The 13326-nt window shown below is 66.3% G+C and carries 14 protein-coding genes, 1 tRNA gene and 1 other RNA gene; 9 read left to right on the top strand and 7 right to left on the bottom strand.

Going from position 1 to position 13326, the window contains the following annotated elements:
• Nucleotides 1–235, bottom strand: a 235-nt coding sequence (locus ACRDTL_RS04505; protein ID WP_431505519.1) for an MmpS family transport accessory protein, incomplete at its 3' end; no start/stop codon positions are given.
• Nucleotides 236–545: 310 nt separating this feature from the next.
• Between ACRDTL_RS04505 and ACRDTL_RS04500 the strand changes: the two genes are divergently transcribed.
• Nucleotides 546–878 carry a DUF732 domain-containing protein gene (locus tag ACRDTL_RS04500; protein WP_431505518.1) on the top strand — a complete coding sequence of 111 codons (333 nt, stop codon included), beginning with the start codon at nucleotides 546–548 and terminating at the stop codon, nucleotides 876–878.
• 6 nt (nucleotides 879–884) lie between these two features.
• On the opposite strand, the gene ACRDTL_RS04495 is transcribed toward ACRDTL_RS04500, so the two are convergent.
• From ACRDTL_RS04495 to ACRDTL_RS04485, 3 genes are all read right to left on the bottom strand, one after another.
• Entirely contained in the window at nucleotides 885–1946 is a 1062-nt protein-coding gene (locus tag ACRDTL_RS04495) for an NAD(P)H-dependent amine dehydrogenase family protein (RefSeq protein WP_431505517.1), read from the bottom strand.
• A gap of 38 nt (nucleotides 1947–1984) precedes the next feature.
• Nucleotides 1985–2728, bottom strand: coding sequence for a hypothetical protein (locus ACRDTL_RS04490; RefSeq protein WP_431505516.1), 744 nt, complete (start codon nucleotides 2726–2728; stop codon nucleotides 1985–1987).
• A gap of 28 nt (nucleotides 2729–2756) precedes the next feature.
• Nucleotides 2757–2842 (bottom strand) — tRNA-Ser (locus tag ACRDTL_RS04485).
• Nucleotides 2843–2900: 58 nt separating this feature from the next.
• Between ACRDTL_RS04485 and ffs the strand changes: the two genes are divergently transcribed.
• The 4 genes from ffs (at nucleotide 2901) to ACRDTL_RS04465 (ending at nucleotide 7365) form a co-directional block, all read left to right on the top strand.
• An RNA gene (gene ffs / locus ACRDTL_RS04480) (signal recognition particle sRNA small type) lies at nucleotides 2901–2995 on the top strand.
• 41 nt (nucleotides 2996–3036) lie between these two features.
• Entirely contained in the window at nucleotides 3037–4335 is a 1299-nt protein-coding gene (locus tag ACRDTL_RS04475; protein ID WP_431505515.1) for an aminotransferase class I/II-fold pyridoxal phosphate-dependent enzyme, read from the top strand.
• A gap of 128 nt (nucleotides 4336–4463) precedes the next feature.
• Nucleotides 4464–6149 carry a DNA polymerase III subunits gamma/tau gene (locus ACRDTL_RS04470; RefSeq protein WP_431505514.1) on the top strand — a complete coding sequence of 562 codons (1686 nt, stop codon included), beginning with the start codon at nucleotides 4464–4466 and terminating at the stop codon, nucleotides 6147–6149.
• Entirely contained in the window at nucleotides 6142–7365 is a 1224-nt protein-coding gene (locus tag ACRDTL_RS04465) for an FAD-dependent oxidoreductase (protein ID WP_431505513.1), read from the top strand. Before ACRDTL_RS04470 ends, ACRDTL_RS04465 begins: the two co-directional genes overlap by 8 nt.
• Here ACRDTL_RS04465 and ACRDTL_RS04460 read toward each other — a convergent pair.
• Nucleotides 7362–8675, bottom strand: coding sequence for a class I SAM-dependent methyltransferase (locus ACRDTL_RS04460; RefSeq protein ID WP_431505512.1), 1314 nt, complete (start codon nucleotides 8673–8675; stop codon nucleotides 7362–7364). The two genes, ACRDTL_RS04465 and ACRDTL_RS04460, sit on opposite strands and share 4 nt — an antisense overlap.
• Nucleotides 8672–10051, bottom strand: a complete 1380-nt coding sequence (locus ACRDTL_RS04455) for an FAD-binding oxidoreductase (protein WP_431505521.1) — start codon at nucleotides 10049–10051, stop codon at nucleotides 8672–8674. Before ACRDTL_RS04455 ends, ACRDTL_RS04460 begins: the two co-directional genes overlap by 4 nt.
• Before the next feature lie 82 nt (nucleotides 10052–10133).
• Between ACRDTL_RS04455 and ACRDTL_RS04450 the strand changes: the two genes are divergently transcribed.
• The gene (locus tag ACRDTL_RS04450) at nucleotides 10134–10571 is read left to right on the top strand and encodes an SRPBCC family protein (protein WP_431505511.1); all 438 of its coding nucleotides are present in this window, start codon (nucleotides 10134–10136) and stop codon (nucleotides 10569–10571) included.
• Here ACRDTL_RS04450 and ACRDTL_RS04445 read toward each other — a convergent pair.
• Nucleotides 10568–11269 carry an Rv3717 family N-acetylmuramoyl-L-alanine amidase gene (locus ACRDTL_RS04445; protein ID WP_431505510.1) on the bottom strand — a complete coding sequence of 234 codons (702 nt, stop codon included), beginning with the start codon at nucleotides 11267–11269 and terminating at the stop codon, nucleotides 10568–10570. The two genes, ACRDTL_RS04450 and ACRDTL_RS04445, sit on opposite strands and share 4 nt — an antisense overlap.
• Nucleotides 11270–11400: 131 nt before the next feature.
• Here ACRDTL_RS04445 and ACRDTL_RS04440 point away from each other — a divergent pair, with 131 nt between their 5' ends.
• From ACRDTL_RS04440 to ACRDTL_RS04430, 3 genes are all read left to right on the top strand, one after another.
• On the top strand, nucleotides 11401–11736 hold the full coding sequence (locus ACRDTL_RS04440) for a YbaB/EbfC family nucleoid-associated protein (protein ID WP_431505509.1): 336 nt from the start codon (nucleotides 11401–11403) through the stop codon (nucleotides 11734–11736).
• Nucleotides 11737–11747: 11 nt separating this feature from the next.
• A complete protein-coding gene (recR, locus tag ACRDTL_RS04435) occupies nucleotides 11748–12359 on the top strand; it encodes a recombination mediator RecR (protein WP_431505508.1) in 612 nt (203 codons plus the stop codon).
• A gap of 116 nt (nucleotides 12360–12475) precedes the next feature.
• The gene (locus tag ACRDTL_RS04430) at nucleotides 12476–13324 is read left to right on the top strand and encodes a hypothetical protein (RefSeq protein ID WP_431505507.1); all 849 of its coding nucleotides are present in this window, start codon (nucleotides 12476–12478) and stop codon (nucleotides 13322–13324) included.
• The last annotated feature ends 2 nt before the right edge of the window (nucleotides 13325–13326 follow it).

The following is a 13326-nucleotide window of genomic DNA, read 5'->3' as shown; positions in this document are numbered from 1 at the left end:
GGTCGGCATTGAGGTCGAGGTAGTTGATGTCGGCCACGGTGCCGTTCGGGCTGAAGATCTCATAGATCACCACCTTGGGGTTGAACGGCTTGGTGTCTTCGAACTTGACGGACGAGCCCCCGGCGTTTCCGTGCGCCCCGAAGTACCCACGCACCCGGTACACGGTGAACCCGCCGACCACGATGACCATCACGATGATCAACGGCAGCCACACGCGTTTGAGAACGCCGAACATTCGAAAACCTCGCCCTCTGGTCGCCAGCCTCTGGCCGCTGATAAGTTCCCGCCCATCGCTACACCGGGTCGTTCAGCGATACGGCTCGGTCAGCGTCATATGTGCCTCCATCCTCAGCGGGGCCCGAAACTCAACTAATTAGCTTATGTGTAACCTTAGCTACTCTAATCGGAACAGGCGTCTGACGGAAACCGGGTAACGAGGGGAATCGATGAACTGGTTGGTTTGGCGAAATGGCGGCTCCGACCCCGCTTTGCGGGTTACGCGAGACCGGACCACGAGTCGGATCAGGAACGGTACTATCCCGGTCATGAAGGCAGCCAAGCTCGTCCCCATCGCCGCCATCGCCGTCGCGGTCGGCCTGGCTGCGCCGGCGTACGCCGACGTCGACACCGATTTCGATAATCAGATCAATACCTACGGCATCTATGGCCCGCACGACTACAACCCCTACCTGGCCAAGATCGCCTGCCGACGGTTGGGTGACGGCGTCGACCCCGACGCTGCCGCATCCGCTCACTATCTCTCCCACAACCTCCCAAGAGGCACCACCCAGGTGCAGACGTACCAGTTCCTGGGCAGTGCCATCAGCTTCTACTGCCCCGAACTCTCACCCAAGCTGCAAAACATTCCGGCTACCTAACCCGACCTAGTTCTCGCGCGGCACAACCCCGCGGGGCAGTGTCAACGGCAGGTCGTTGTAGGTGGCGATACCCGGTGTCGCGGCAACGACCGCGGGGATCGCGTTGATGGTGGGCATCGTGGTCATGATGTGCCCGAGCGTCATGAAGTCGGCGATCGTTTCGGCCTGGAAATCCGGCGGCGGCAAAAAGCCGACGGTGGTCTTCACGCTCGGCCGCCCGTCGACCTGGATCACCCAGCCGTCCTGGTCGATCTTCCAGTCCGGGTCGAGCGTCTGACCCTTGCGCCACCGGACGTTGAGCTCGACGACGGTCTTGTCACCGACCACACCCTGCCAGCTCGCCTGCACCCCGGCGACGCAGCCGGCCCCGATGGTCCAGGAGCCGAGGTCGAGGTCGGCGGTGGTTTGGGCGTATTCGGCCTGGCAGTGTACGTCGTCGAGCTCAATGCCGAGCGCATCGGCGACCAGTCTCACCGCCTCGCCGAATACCGCCGTGCCCTGCGCCGTCATCGCCGGCAGGTCGGCGTGATCGATCGGTTTGCCGAAGCCCACCGGTAGCTCGGTCGCCGGTGAGTCATAGAACGTGGTGTCGGCAGCCTCGTTGACGGTGATCTTGTCGACCCGATCGCACACCATCGCCGACACGATGGCGAGCAACTCGGCGAAGCCGGGGCTGACCCCCGCCCCGAAGATGGTCGCGCCGCCGCGTTGACAGGCTTCCGCGATGCGGTCACGACCGGCGCCGAGGTTGTGTCCGGTGATGAACGAGGCCGTCGCCACCACATTTGCGCCGGACGACAAGATGCGCACCAGCTCGTCGGCGTCAACCCACATCGGGTTGTAGACGACGCAGTCCGGTTTCAGCGCGAGCAGCGCGTCGACGTCGTTGGTGGCGCCGACCCCCAGCGGACCGATACCGCACAGCGCACCGACGTCGCGGCCGACCTTGTCCGACGACCATGCGTAACAGCCGACGAGTTCGAACATTGGGTTCGCGGCGATCGCCCGCACCGAACTCTTCCCGACATTTCCCGTTGTCCACTGGACGACCCGATAGCTGTTGGGCACTCGCTCAGCATAGGTCCAAAGGGCGGTGTCATGGGCGGCTAATCGTCGACAGTGACGCCACCACCCGAGGGCCTGCGCCGACGCGCCGACTTGCCGGTCGGGCGGCGATTGCGCAATCCCCCGCCGGAGGTCTCGGCGGCGACGGTGTCCTCGGCGGTGGCCTCGGTCTCGGCGGTGGCCTCGACGGTGGCGTCGGTCTCGGTCTCCACGGTCTCGGCCTCCACGGCCTCGGTCTCGTCGAGTTCGGTCGCCTCGGCTTCTTCGGCCGCGGCGGCTTCGGGTTCTTCCTCCTCGGTGCCCTTCTTGCGGCGCTTGCGCCGTTTCGTCTTCTTCGGCTTGAGCGGTTTGGGTGGCGGCGGCGGAAGCTCGGCCACAAACGACAGGTAGAACCCGAAGATGCCGAGCACAGCGATCGCGGCGGCAGCTCCGTAGATCCCGAACAACCACCGGCCGGCGATGTCCAGGCTCAGCCAGATCTCGCTAATCGCGGTGCCGGTGATCAGCACACCCGCAAGCGTGTGCGCCACGACCGACCAGGTCCGCAGGCGCAGCGCCAGCAACGGGGTACCGTACTCGGGCTTGCGGGTCCGCAATAGCGTGAACACCACCGGCAACGCGGCCAGCGCGATCACCACACCGGCCACGATCCGCAGCGCCGTGCCCAGGGTGTGTGTGGTCTGACCCGTCAGCTCGGGCCCGCGCGGAAGCACGAAAAAGAAATAGAGAGCACCGGCAACCAGCGCGAACGACGCATGCCACAGGGTGGCTACCGTGCGCCCCATACCCCTCCTCCAGGTGCGAGATCAAACGCGGAGGATGCGGGATTTGAACCCGCGAGGGCTGTTAACCCAACCCGCGTTCCAGGCGAGCGCCATAGGCCACTAGGCGAATCCTCCGTCGGCCATGGTAGCCGAGCCCATCAGCGTCTCGTGATTGCCGCGGTACTACACTCGCGGTGGACCCCGCGCGGCGTTCACCCTGTGAACTCCCCCAGGGCCGGAAGGCAGCAAGGGTCAACGGGCTCTAGCGGGTGCGCGGGGTCCCCCATACCCAACCGACCGGCCCCCACGGCAATGACGGTGAAAGGCGCATGGTGTCGTTCGCCTCCTTCAGCACGCTGCGCTCTACGGAACTCGAGGCTGCCCACGCGCGCCACCGGCAGGAGTATGCCGAGCTGCAGGCCCTGAAACTGACTCTGGATCTCACCCGCGGCAAGCCGTCGGGCGAACAGCTCGACCTGTCCAGCGCACTGCTGAGCCTGCCCGGCGAAGACTTCCGCGACGCGGAGGGTACCGACACTCGTAACTACGGCGGCCTACACGGCTTGCCGGAGCTGCGGGCCATCTTCGGTGAGCTGCTCGGGATTGGCGTGCCCAACCTGATCGCGGGCAACAACTCCAGCCTGGAGCTGATGCACGACGTGATCGTTTTCTCGATGCTCTATGGCGGGGTGGACTCGCCGAGACCTTGGATAAAAGAGCAAGACGGCATTAAATTCCTTTGCCCCGTCCCCGGCTACGACCGGCATTTCGCGATCAACGAGACGATGGGCATCGAGATGATCTCGGTCCCGATGCGCGAGGACGGCCCGGACGTCGACCTGATCGAAGAACTGGTCGCCGCCGATCCGGCGATCAAAGGCATGTGGGCGGTGCCGGTGTTCGCCAACCCGACCGGGGTGACCTACTCCTGGGAAACGGTCCGCCGGCTCATCCAGATGCGCACCGCCGCAAGCGATTTCCGGTTATTCTGGGATAACGCGTATGCGGTGCACACCCTGACGCTGGACTTCGTCCGCCAAGTCGACGTGCTGGGGCTGGCCGCCGCGGCGGGCAACCCCAATCGGCCGTACGTCTTCGCGTCGACGTCGAAGATCACCTTCGCGGGCGCCGGTGTCAGCTTCTTCGGGGGGTCGCTGGGCAACATCACCTGGTATTTGCAGTACGCGGGCAAGAAGTCGATCGGTCCGGATAAGGTCAACCAACTGCGGCATCTGCGCTTTCTCGGCGACGCCGACGGTGTCCGCCTGCAGATGCGGCGTCAGCAGCAGATCCTGGCGCCGAAATTCGCGCTGGCTGCCGAGATCCTGGACCAGCGGCTGGGCGAATCCAAGATCGCGTCGTGGACCGAACCCAGGGGCGGCTACTTCATCAGCCTCGACGTGCTGCCCGGCACGGCGCGGCGGACCGTCGCATTGGCCAAGGACGCCGGCATCGCGGTTACCGAGGCGGGCGCGTCGTTCCCGTACCGAAAAGATCCGGACGACAAGAATATTCGGATCGCACCGACGTTTCCGCCCATACCGGACCTGCGCGACGCGATCGACGGGCTGGCGACCTGCGCACTGCTGGCCGCGACCGAGTCCTTGCTGAAATCCAGTGTGAGCTGAGGGCTTCGAGTGTGCGTTGAGGGTGGATATTCGCAAAAAATCCCGGCTTACGTACACACTCGGCGCCGTGAATACACCCTCGGTGCCCAGCTGAGCCGTCGTCACCGGCCGGCGGTAGCCTGCTGACCGTGGCGCTCTACCGCAAGTACCGACCGGCGACCTTCGCCGAGGTGGTGGGCCAGGAGCACGTCACCGAACCGCTGTCGAATGCGCTGGCGGCGGGCCGGATCAACCACGCGTATCTGTTCTCCGGCCCGCGCGGCTGTGGCAAGACGTCGTCGGCGCGCATCCTGGCCCGGTCGCTGAACTGTGCGCAGGGGCCGACGGCCACCCCGTGCGGTGTCTGCGAGTCGTGCGTGGCGCTGGCGCCCAATGGGCCGGGCAGCATCGACGTCGTCGAACTGGACGCCGCCAGCCACGGCGGCGTGGACGACACCCGCGAGCTGCGCGACCGCGCGTTCTATGCGCCGGCCCAGTCGCGCTTCCGGGTGTTCATCGTCGACGAGGCGCACATGGTGACCACGGCGGGATTCAACGCGCTGCTGAAGATCGTCGAGGAGCCGCCCGAACACCTCATTTTTGTGTTCGCCACCACTGAACCGGAGAAGGTGCTGCCGACCATCCGGTCGCGCACGCATCACTATCCGTTCCGGCTGCTGCCGCCGCGCACCATGCGGGCACTGATCGAGCGGATCTGCGCCCAGGAGGGCGTCCTCGTCGACGATGCGGTGTACCCGCTGGTGATCCGGGCCGGCGGCGGGTCCCCCCGCGACACGCTGTCGGTACTCGACCAACTGCTGGCCGGCTCGGAAACCGGCCCCGACGGCGATCGTATCGGCTACCAGCGGGCGCTGGGGCTGCTGGGTGCCACCGACGTCGCGCTGATCGATGATGCTGTCGACGCACTCGCGGCAGGCGATGCCGGTGCGCTGTTCGGGGCGGTGGAGTCGGTGATCGACGCCGGCCACGACCCACGGCGGTTCGCCACCGACTTGCTGGAGCGGTTCCGTGATCTGCTTGTGCTGCAGGCAGTTCCGGATGCTGCCGCACGTGGCGTGGTGGATGCACCGGAGGACGTGCTGGATCGGATGCGCGATCAATCGGCCCGGCTGGGACCGGCAACGCTGACCCGCCACGCCGAAGTGGTGCAGGCCGGACTGGGTGAGATGCGCGGTGCGACGGCACCCCGGCTGCTGCTCGAGGTGATCTGCGCGCGGCTGCTGTTGCCGTCGGCCAGTGATGCCGAAGCGGCGCTGCTGCAACGCCTCGAGCGGATCGAGACCAGGCTGGACATGTCCATTCCGGCCGCCGAGCCTGCCGACCGGCCCAGGCAGCGGAGCCCGCAGCCCAAAACACCGGAGCCGGAGCCCATTCCGGCTCCCGCACCCGCCGCCAACCCGGGCGAACCCGACGCAGCTACGGTGCGAACCTTGTGGCCGACAGTGCGCGACAAGGTCCGCCGACGCAGCCGCACCACCGAGGTGATGCTGGCCGGTGCCACCGTGCGCGCGGTCGAAGGCGACACCTTGGTGCTGACTCACGAATCAGCGCCGCTGGCCAAGCGACTCTGCGAACAGCGCAACGCCGACGTCATCGCCGAAGCGCTCAAAGATGCGCTGGGTGTCAACTGGCGGGTGCGCTGCGAGCCCGGCACACCGTCGGCCGACGACGGAAATCCCGCTCAGTCCGCAGAGGAGGAAAGCATGCTGGCCGAGGCGGGACGCGACGAGTCCCCGGCACCGCGTCGCGACCCCGAAGAGGCCGCACTCGAGTTGCTGCAGAACGAACTGGGAGCCCGCCGCATCGATGAGTGAGACAACCACATGCGCGATCATCGGCGGCGGTCCCGCGGGAATGGTCCTCGGGCTGTTGTTGGCCCGGGCCGGTGTGGAGGTCACCCTGTTGGAGAAGCACGCCGACTTCTTGCGTGACTTCCGCGGTGACACCGTGCATCCGACCACGATGCGGCTGCTGGACGAGTTGGGGTTGTGGGACCGCTTCGCGGCGTTGCCCTATAGCGAGATCCGCAAGGCAACGTTTGAAGCGAACGGGCGCCCGGTGACCTACGTCGACTTCGGGCGTTTGCGGCAACCGCACCCATTTGTCGCGATGGTGCCGCAGTGGGATCTGCTGAACCTGCTCGCCGAATCCGCCCAAGCCGAGCCGGGCTTCACCCTGCGCATGCGCGCCGAAGTCACCGGGCTGCTGGCCGACGCGGGTCGGGTTACCGGTGTGCGCTACCAAAGCCCTACGGGATCCGGTGAACTGCGGGCCGAGTTGACCGTGGCCTGCGACGGCCGTTGGTCGATCGCTCGTCAGGAGGCCGGGCTGAAGGCGCGCGAATACCCGGTGAACTTCGACGTGTGGTGGTTCAGGCTGCCCCGCGACGGCGTCGCGGAATTCTCCTTCTTGCCCCGCATCGGACCCGGCAAGGCCCTCGCAGTCATTCCGCGGGAGGGCTATTCCCAGATTGCTTATCTAGGGCCCAAGGGCACCGACGCCCGGTTGCGGGCGCGAGGTATCGACGTGTTTCGCCGTGACATCGCCGAACTCGTGCCCGAGGCAGCCAAATCGGTGGACGCGCTGAAGTCCATGGATGACGTCAAGCATCTCGACGTGCGGGTTAATCGGCTGCGGCGCTGGCATACTGATGGATTGCTGTGCATCGGCGATGCCGCGCATGCGATGTCGCCGCTGGGAGGTGTCGGCATCAACCTGGCGGTCCAAGACGCCGTCGCGGCCGCGACATACCTCGCCGGACCCCTGCGACGGCACCGGGTCACCAACCGAGACCTGGCCGCTGTCCGCCGCCGCCGAGCCTTGCCCACCGCGGTAACGCAATTGGTGCAGCGAGTGTTGCACCGGCTACTTGGTCCGATCCTTCGAGGCGAAAACCCCAGGCCGCCAACGGCACTGCTCAGCGTGATCGAATGGCTACCGTGGCTGTCAGGAGTGCCCGCCTACTTTGTCGGCGTCGGGGTCCGGCCCGAGCACGCACCCGCATTCGCGCGTCGCGATGCCGGCAGCTAGGGGCGCCACCAGGGCCGCAGTGGTACGCCGCCGTCGCGGCCCCGGTTGTCAAGATTAACCGCGAGCACGTGATGCAGCTGAAGCGTGTTCTGTTCGAAGCCGACTCGCGAGGCTGCCATGTACAGACCCCACACCTTGGCGATCGGCAGGCCTACCTCGGCGACCGCCTCGTCCCAGTGCGCCACCAGATTGCGGCACCAGTCGCGCAGCGTCATCGCGTAGTGGTGCCGGAAATTCTCCTCGTGCAGCACCTCGAAACCGGTCTCCTGGACTTCGGTGACGATGCGCCCCGAGCCGGTCAACTCACCATCGGGGAAGACGTAGCGGTCGGTGAATCCACCTGCGCGGTAAGTTGATCTGTTGTCGGGGCGGGTGATGCAGTGGTTGAGCAGCAGACCGCCGGTGCGCAATTTCGACTTGACGAAGCCGAAATACGCCGGGTAGTTCTTGACGCCGATGTGCTCGGTCAGCCCGATCGACGAGACGGCGTCGAACCCGGTCTCGGCGACGTCGCGGTAGTCGGAGTGCCGCACCTCGGCGAGGCCGGCCAGCCCCTCGGCCTCGATCGCCTGCTGCGCCCAGGCGGCCTGCTCGGCGGACAGCGTCGCACCGATCGCGCGGACACCGTGACGGGCGGCGTGGCGCACCATGCCGCCCCAGCCGCAGCCCACATCGAGCAGCCGGTCGCCGGGTTGCAGCCGCAGCTTGTCGAAGATCAGCCGGTACTTGTTCTCCTGCGCCTCCTCCAGCGTGGCCTCGGGGTCGGGGTACACCGCGCAGGTGTAGGTCATCGACGGGCCGAGCACCCACTCGTAGAAGGTGTTGGAGACGTCATAGTGGTGGTGGATCGCCTCGGCGTCGCGGGTCTTGCTGTGCCGCAGGCCCTCGGCGATGCGGCGCCACCGGGGCAGCACCTCCAGCGGCGGCGGTGGCACCGGCATCAGTCGCTGGAACCCGATCGAACGCACGACGTTGGCCAGCACTCGCGGCGACGGCCGCTTGAAATCCATCTTGTCGGCCAGCACTTTGAGCAGCTCGTACGGATCGCCGGGGTGGACGCCGTGCGCGGTGAGGTCGCCCGAGACGTAGGCCCGGGCCAGTCCGAGCTCACCGGGGGCGGTAGCCAGGTAGGTGGTGCCGCGCGGGGTCAGCAGATCCAGGCCCAGCACTGCGTCGTCGGGGCCGGCGGTGCTGCCGTCGTAGGCGGTGAACCTCAACGGCTGCCGGCCGCTATCGGTGAGGATCGCCAGGATCTCGGCCAGGCTCAACTTGCCCCTGGTGGTGGGGGGGCGTTCCTTGACGGTTGTCATCGTCGTTGTACCGCCTTTGCGTAGAGGTCGAGGAGACGCGAGTCCGGGTCGTAGGTTTTCTTGACCGTTTTGTACGTTTCCCCGCCGTAGAGGTCGTCGAACTCCTCGCGGGTGTAGTAGGAGTCCGAGTACAGCGACTTGTGGCCGTCGAGCGCACCGACCTTGGCTTCGATCAGCCGGTTCGTCGCGCCCTCGTCGGGGCCGACCGGTACCGACGACCAGAACCCGACGTTGACGTAGGTATGGCCCGACCGCAGCGGATACAGCGGCCAGCCGCCCCGGTCGCGCACCCGCAGCGGGCACAGCCAAATCGGCGTGATCGGCACGGCGTCGAGGAACCACTCCAAAAACTCGGCCGTTCGCTCGATCGACACCTCGATGTCTTGCACCACCCGTTCGCGTGGCGGGCGTTCGTTGCGCTTTTCGATCCGGTCCGCGATGCCGAAGCGTTGATCGAGGGCCACCAGCTTCCAGTACACGCTGCTGTGCCGGTAGCGCCGCGGCCACCACCGCCTGACGCGGGGATTCTGCGCGCCGAACGAGCGCGAACACCAGAACCAATCGGTGTCCCAACGCCAGAGGTAGTCGTGCGTCGTCAACCGGTCTTCTTTGACCCCGGCGTCGTGCCGAATTGAGCGGTAATAGATCTGCTGCCCGGTGTAGTCGCTCACCGGGCCGGGCGTGGTGGTCCGCACCCCAACGCACAGGTAGCTCTCGTCGGCGCCGAACACCACACCATCGAGGTAGTCGACCGGGACGCCGTCGAACCCGCCGGTGTCGATGATGCGGTCCATGGCCGCCACCATGTCGGCGAGCGTGTGAAACCGGACGTGTCGAAGGGCCACGAACGGTGTGACCGTTTCCAGCTCGATTCGTAGCCGGGTTGCATAGCCAAGCGTGCCGTAGGAATTCGGAAACGCCCGATACAAGTCCGGGTGTTGGTGCGGCGACACGGTGAGCAACTCGCCGGCGCCGGTGAGGATGTCCATCTCCAGCACCGACTCGTGGGGCAGGCCGTTGCGGAAGGACGCCGATTCGATGCCCAAGCCGGTGACCGCACCGCCCAAGGTGATGGTCTTGAGCTGCGGGACCACCAGTGGGGACAGGCCATAGGGCAGGGTCGCGGCGACCAGGTCTTCGTAGCTGCACATGCCGGCCACGTCCGCGGTGCGCGCATCTGGGTCGACCGAGATGACGTTGGTCAGGCCCGATGTGTCGAGGCCGGGCGCGTCGCGTCTGGTGCGGGCGCGAAACAAATTCGACGTGGGTTTGGCAAGCCGGACGGACGCCGTCGAGGGAATCGACCGATAACTTGTCAACAGCCGCTCGACGCCCGCCTGGTGAGTCTCCAGTGCAGTTTGCGGAACAGGCACCACATATACCCTAGTCCCCGACGGCAGCCCCTGCACCGCGCGGGACGCAGTAGTCAGCACATCCACAGCAAAGGAGTATTACCTGATGGGACAGGTCAGCGCAGCGAGCACGATCTTGATCAATGCCCAGCCCGAGGCCGTCCTGGCTGCGGTGGCCGACTACCAGAACGTCCGCCCGAAAATCTTGTCCGAGCACTACCGCGACTACCAGGTACTGCAGGGCGGTCAGGGACAGGGCACGGTCGCCAAGTGGAAGCTGCAGGCCACCAAATCCCGGGTTCGCGACGTGCAGGCCAGTGTCGACGTCGCCGGCCATGCCGTCATCGAGAAGGACGCCAACTCGACGATGGTCACCAACTGGACGGTGGCGCCGGCCGGCCCCGGTTGCAGCGTCACCGTCAGGACCACGTGGACCGGCGCCGGCGGGGTCAAGGGATTCTTCGAGAAGACGTTTGCACCGCTGGGGCTGAAGAAAATCCAGGCCGAGGTGCTGGCCAACCTGAAGAACGAACTGGAGCGCTAACTGTTCGGGGTCTGGGCCTGGCCGCCCAGGAAACCCGCGATACCGCGGACCACGGCGTCGGCGTACTTCTGTCGGCCCGCGGGTGTCTCCATCAGCGCCGAGTCGGCCGGGTTCTTCATGTTGCCCAGCTCGACGAGGACCGCCGGATACTGGGCCAGATTCAGCCCGGCCAGGTCCGAGCGCCCGTACAGTCCGTCCTGGCCGATGTAATTGGCCGGCGGAATGCCGGAGGCCTGCAGCTGGTCGCGCATGATCCGGGCGAGCTGTACCGACGGGCCGGCCTGCACCTGGTTGAGCGGTGGCGCCGAGTAGTTGACGTGGAATCCCCGCCCGGTGGGCGGGCCGCCGTCGGCGTGGATGGACACAATCGCATTGGGGCGCAGCGCGTTGGCCATCTCGGCGCGCTGGTCTACGCAGGGGCCCACCGCGTTGTCGTTGCCGCGAGACATGGCCGTCCGGGCGCCCAACGCGTTGAGCGCCGCGCGAATGCGCAGTGTGGTGTCCCAGGTGAAGGTGTGCTCCGGGTAGCCGTCGTTAGTTGACGTTCCGCTGGCCTGGCAGTCCTTGGTGCCACCGCGGCCGGTGGGCACCTGCCGGCTGATGGATGCGTCGTTGGCACCGTTGTGACCGGGGTCGAGGAACACGGTCATCCCGGCGATACTGGCCGGGACTGCGGCCGCTGGCGTCGGGGCAATCATGAACACAGTCGCGATCCCGACACAGAGGCAAACTGATACGCGCACGGCGTCACCGTAGCTCGGGGCCGTCTACGCTTAAAGTTTCGAACCGCCGCGAAACCAACTCGAGATCAAGACGCAAGGGGATTGTCATGCAACCCGAAGGCCAGCCCGACATGTCGGTGTTGCTCGCGCAGGCGCAGCAGATGCAACAACAGTTGATGGCCGCCCAGCAGCGCCTCGCCGACTCCGAGGTGCACGGCAAGGCCGGCGGCGGTCTGGTGGAGGTCATCGTCAAGGGCAACGGCGAGGTGGTGGCGGTCAAGATCGACCCCAAGGTCGTCGACCCGGATGACGTCGAGACCCTGCAGGATCTGATCGTCGGTGCGCTGGCCGACGCGTCCAAGCAGGTCACCGCGATGGCGCAGGAGCAACTGGGCCCGTTGGCCGGCGGGATGGGTAACGCGCTGGGCACGCCGGGGTCCTGACTTGGACCGAGATGTTTGAGGGACCTGTCCAGGATCTGATCGACGAGCTCGGCAAGCTGCCGGGTATCGGGCCGAAGAGCGCGCAGCGCATCGCCTTCCACCTGTTGTCGGTCGAACCGGCCGATATCGACCGTCTCACCGTGGTGCTGGCCAAGGTGCGCGACGGCGTGCGGTTCTGCGCGGTCTGCGGCAACGTCTCCGACGAGGAGCGCTGCCGGATCTGCGCGGACTCGCGCCGCGACGGCTCGCTGGTGTGTGTCGTCGAGGAGCCTAAAGACATCCAGGCTGTGGAGCGCACGCGGGAATTCCGCGGCCGCTACCACGTGCTGGGCGGCGCGTTGGATCCGCTGTCCGGGATCGGTCCCGAACAGTTGCGGATCCGCGAGTTGCTGAACCGCATCGGTGAACAGGTCGACGGGGTGGACATCACCGAGGTGATCATCGCCACCGACCCGAATACCGAAGGCGAGGCGACGGCCACCTATCTGATGCGGATGCTGCGCGACATCCCCGGGTTGACCGTGACACGGATCGCCTCCGGGTTGCCGATGGGCGGGGATCTGGAGTTCGCCGACGAGTTGACCCTCGGCCGCGCCTTGATTGGCCGCCGCGCGATGGCCTGAACCGGTCTTGCGCCGACTGCGCCGCGACACTTAACCAGTTGCGAAGACACGCCGACGTGGCTCGCAGTGGATTAAGTCTGGGCGAACTTGTCAGTCGGCCATGACAGCGTTCGCCCATGGATGACGTGTTCGTGGGGAGCGAGGCGGTACGGCAGGGCAGGCTGAGGCCCTATCAGCTCCGAGCAGGGTTTCGTGCGATCTATCCCAACGTTTACCTGCCGGATTATCAGACGCCATCGCTGCGAACGCGGACGGTCGCGGCGTGGCTATGGTCGGGCCGCCGCGGAGTCCTGGCCGGGCTTGCTGCGGCAGCACTGCATGGCTCGAATTGGATCGACGACGACGAACCGATCGAGTTGATCTGGCGTAACCCACATCCGCCGGCGGGCGTAATCACCCGCAATCAACGAGTCGAGGACGACGAGCTCACCCGTGTCGCCGGCCTGCCGGTCACCACATTAGCGAGGACAGCATTTGACCTGGGCCGACAGCTACCGACTGGAGAGGCGGTGGCGCGACTCGACGCGCTGATGCGGGCCACTCCGTTCTCAACCGAGGAGGTGTTGTTGCTGGCCAAGCGCTATCCGGGCGCCCGAGGGCTGCGGCGAATACGGACCGTCTTACCGTTGGTCGATCCTGGCGCCGAATCACCCAAAGAGACGTGGCTGCGGCTGTTGTTGATCCAGGCGGGGCTGCCTGCGCCGACGACCCAGATACCGGTGCATGAGAACTGGCTGCTGGTCGCCCTGCTGGATATGGGATGGGAGAAGTACAAGGTCGCGGCCGAGTACGACGGCGACCACCATCGCAGCGACCCCAGGCAGTACCGGAAGGACCAGCGGCGGCTGCGCAAGCTGGAAAGGCTCGGCTGGATCGTCATCCGGGTGATCGCCGGGGACAGGTACGACGACATCGTGCAGCGGGTATGTGACGCACTCACCCGTCGGGGATACCGCCAGACTTAAAC

This window comes from Mycobacterium sp. (assembly GCF_050700595.1).
GTDB lineage: Bacteria > Actinomycetota > Actinomycetes > Mycobacteriales > Mycobacteriaceae > Mycobacterium.
Note: the sequence above shows the minus strand (reverse complement) of the source record. Positions and strands in the feature narration are given on the sequence as shown.

Excerpts from the sequence above, each read along its gene's own strand:
- ACRDTL_RS04500 (WP_431505518.1), top strand. The coding sequence starts at position 546 with ATGAAGGCAGCCAAGCTCGTCCCCATCGCCGCCATCGCCGTCGCGGTC.
- ACRDTL_RS04490 (WP_431505516.1), bottom strand. The coding sequence starts at position 2,728 with ATGGGGCGCACGGTAGCCACCCTGTGGCATGCGTCGTTCGCGCTGGTT.
- ACRDTL_RS04475 (WP_431505515.1), top strand. The coding sequence starts at position 3,037 with ATGGTGTCGTTCGCCTCCTTCAGCACGCTGCGCTCTACGGAACTCGAG.
- ACRDTL_RS04465 (WP_431505513.1), top strand. The coding sequence starts at position 6,142 with ATGAGTGAGACAACCACATGCGCGATCATCGGCGGCGGTCCCGCGGGA.
- ACRDTL_RS04460 (WP_431505512.1), bottom strand. The coding sequence starts at position 8,675 with ATGACAACCGTCAAGGAACGCCCCCCCACCACCAGGGGCAAGTTGAGC.
- ACRDTL_RS04450 (WP_431505511.1), top strand. The coding sequence starts at position 10,134 with ATGGGACAGGTCAGCGCAGCGAGCACGATCTTGATCAATGCCCAGCCC.
- ACRDTL_RS04445 (WP_431505510.1), bottom strand. The coding sequence starts at position 11,269 with ATGATTGCCCCGACGCCAGCGGCCGCAGTCCCGGCCAGTATCGCCGGG.
- ACRDTL_RS04440 (WP_431505509.1), top strand. The coding sequence starts at position 11,401 with ATGCAACCCGAAGGCCAGCCCGACATGTCGGTGTTGCTCGCGCAGGCG.
- recR (WP_431505508.1), top strand. The coding sequence starts at position 11,748 with ATGTTTGAGGGACCTGTCCAGGATCTGATCGACGAGCTCGGCAAGCTG.
- ACRDTL_RS04430 (WP_431505507.1), top strand. The coding sequence starts at position 12,476 with ATGGATGACGTGTTCGTGGGGAGCGAGGCGGTACGGCAGGGCAGGCTG.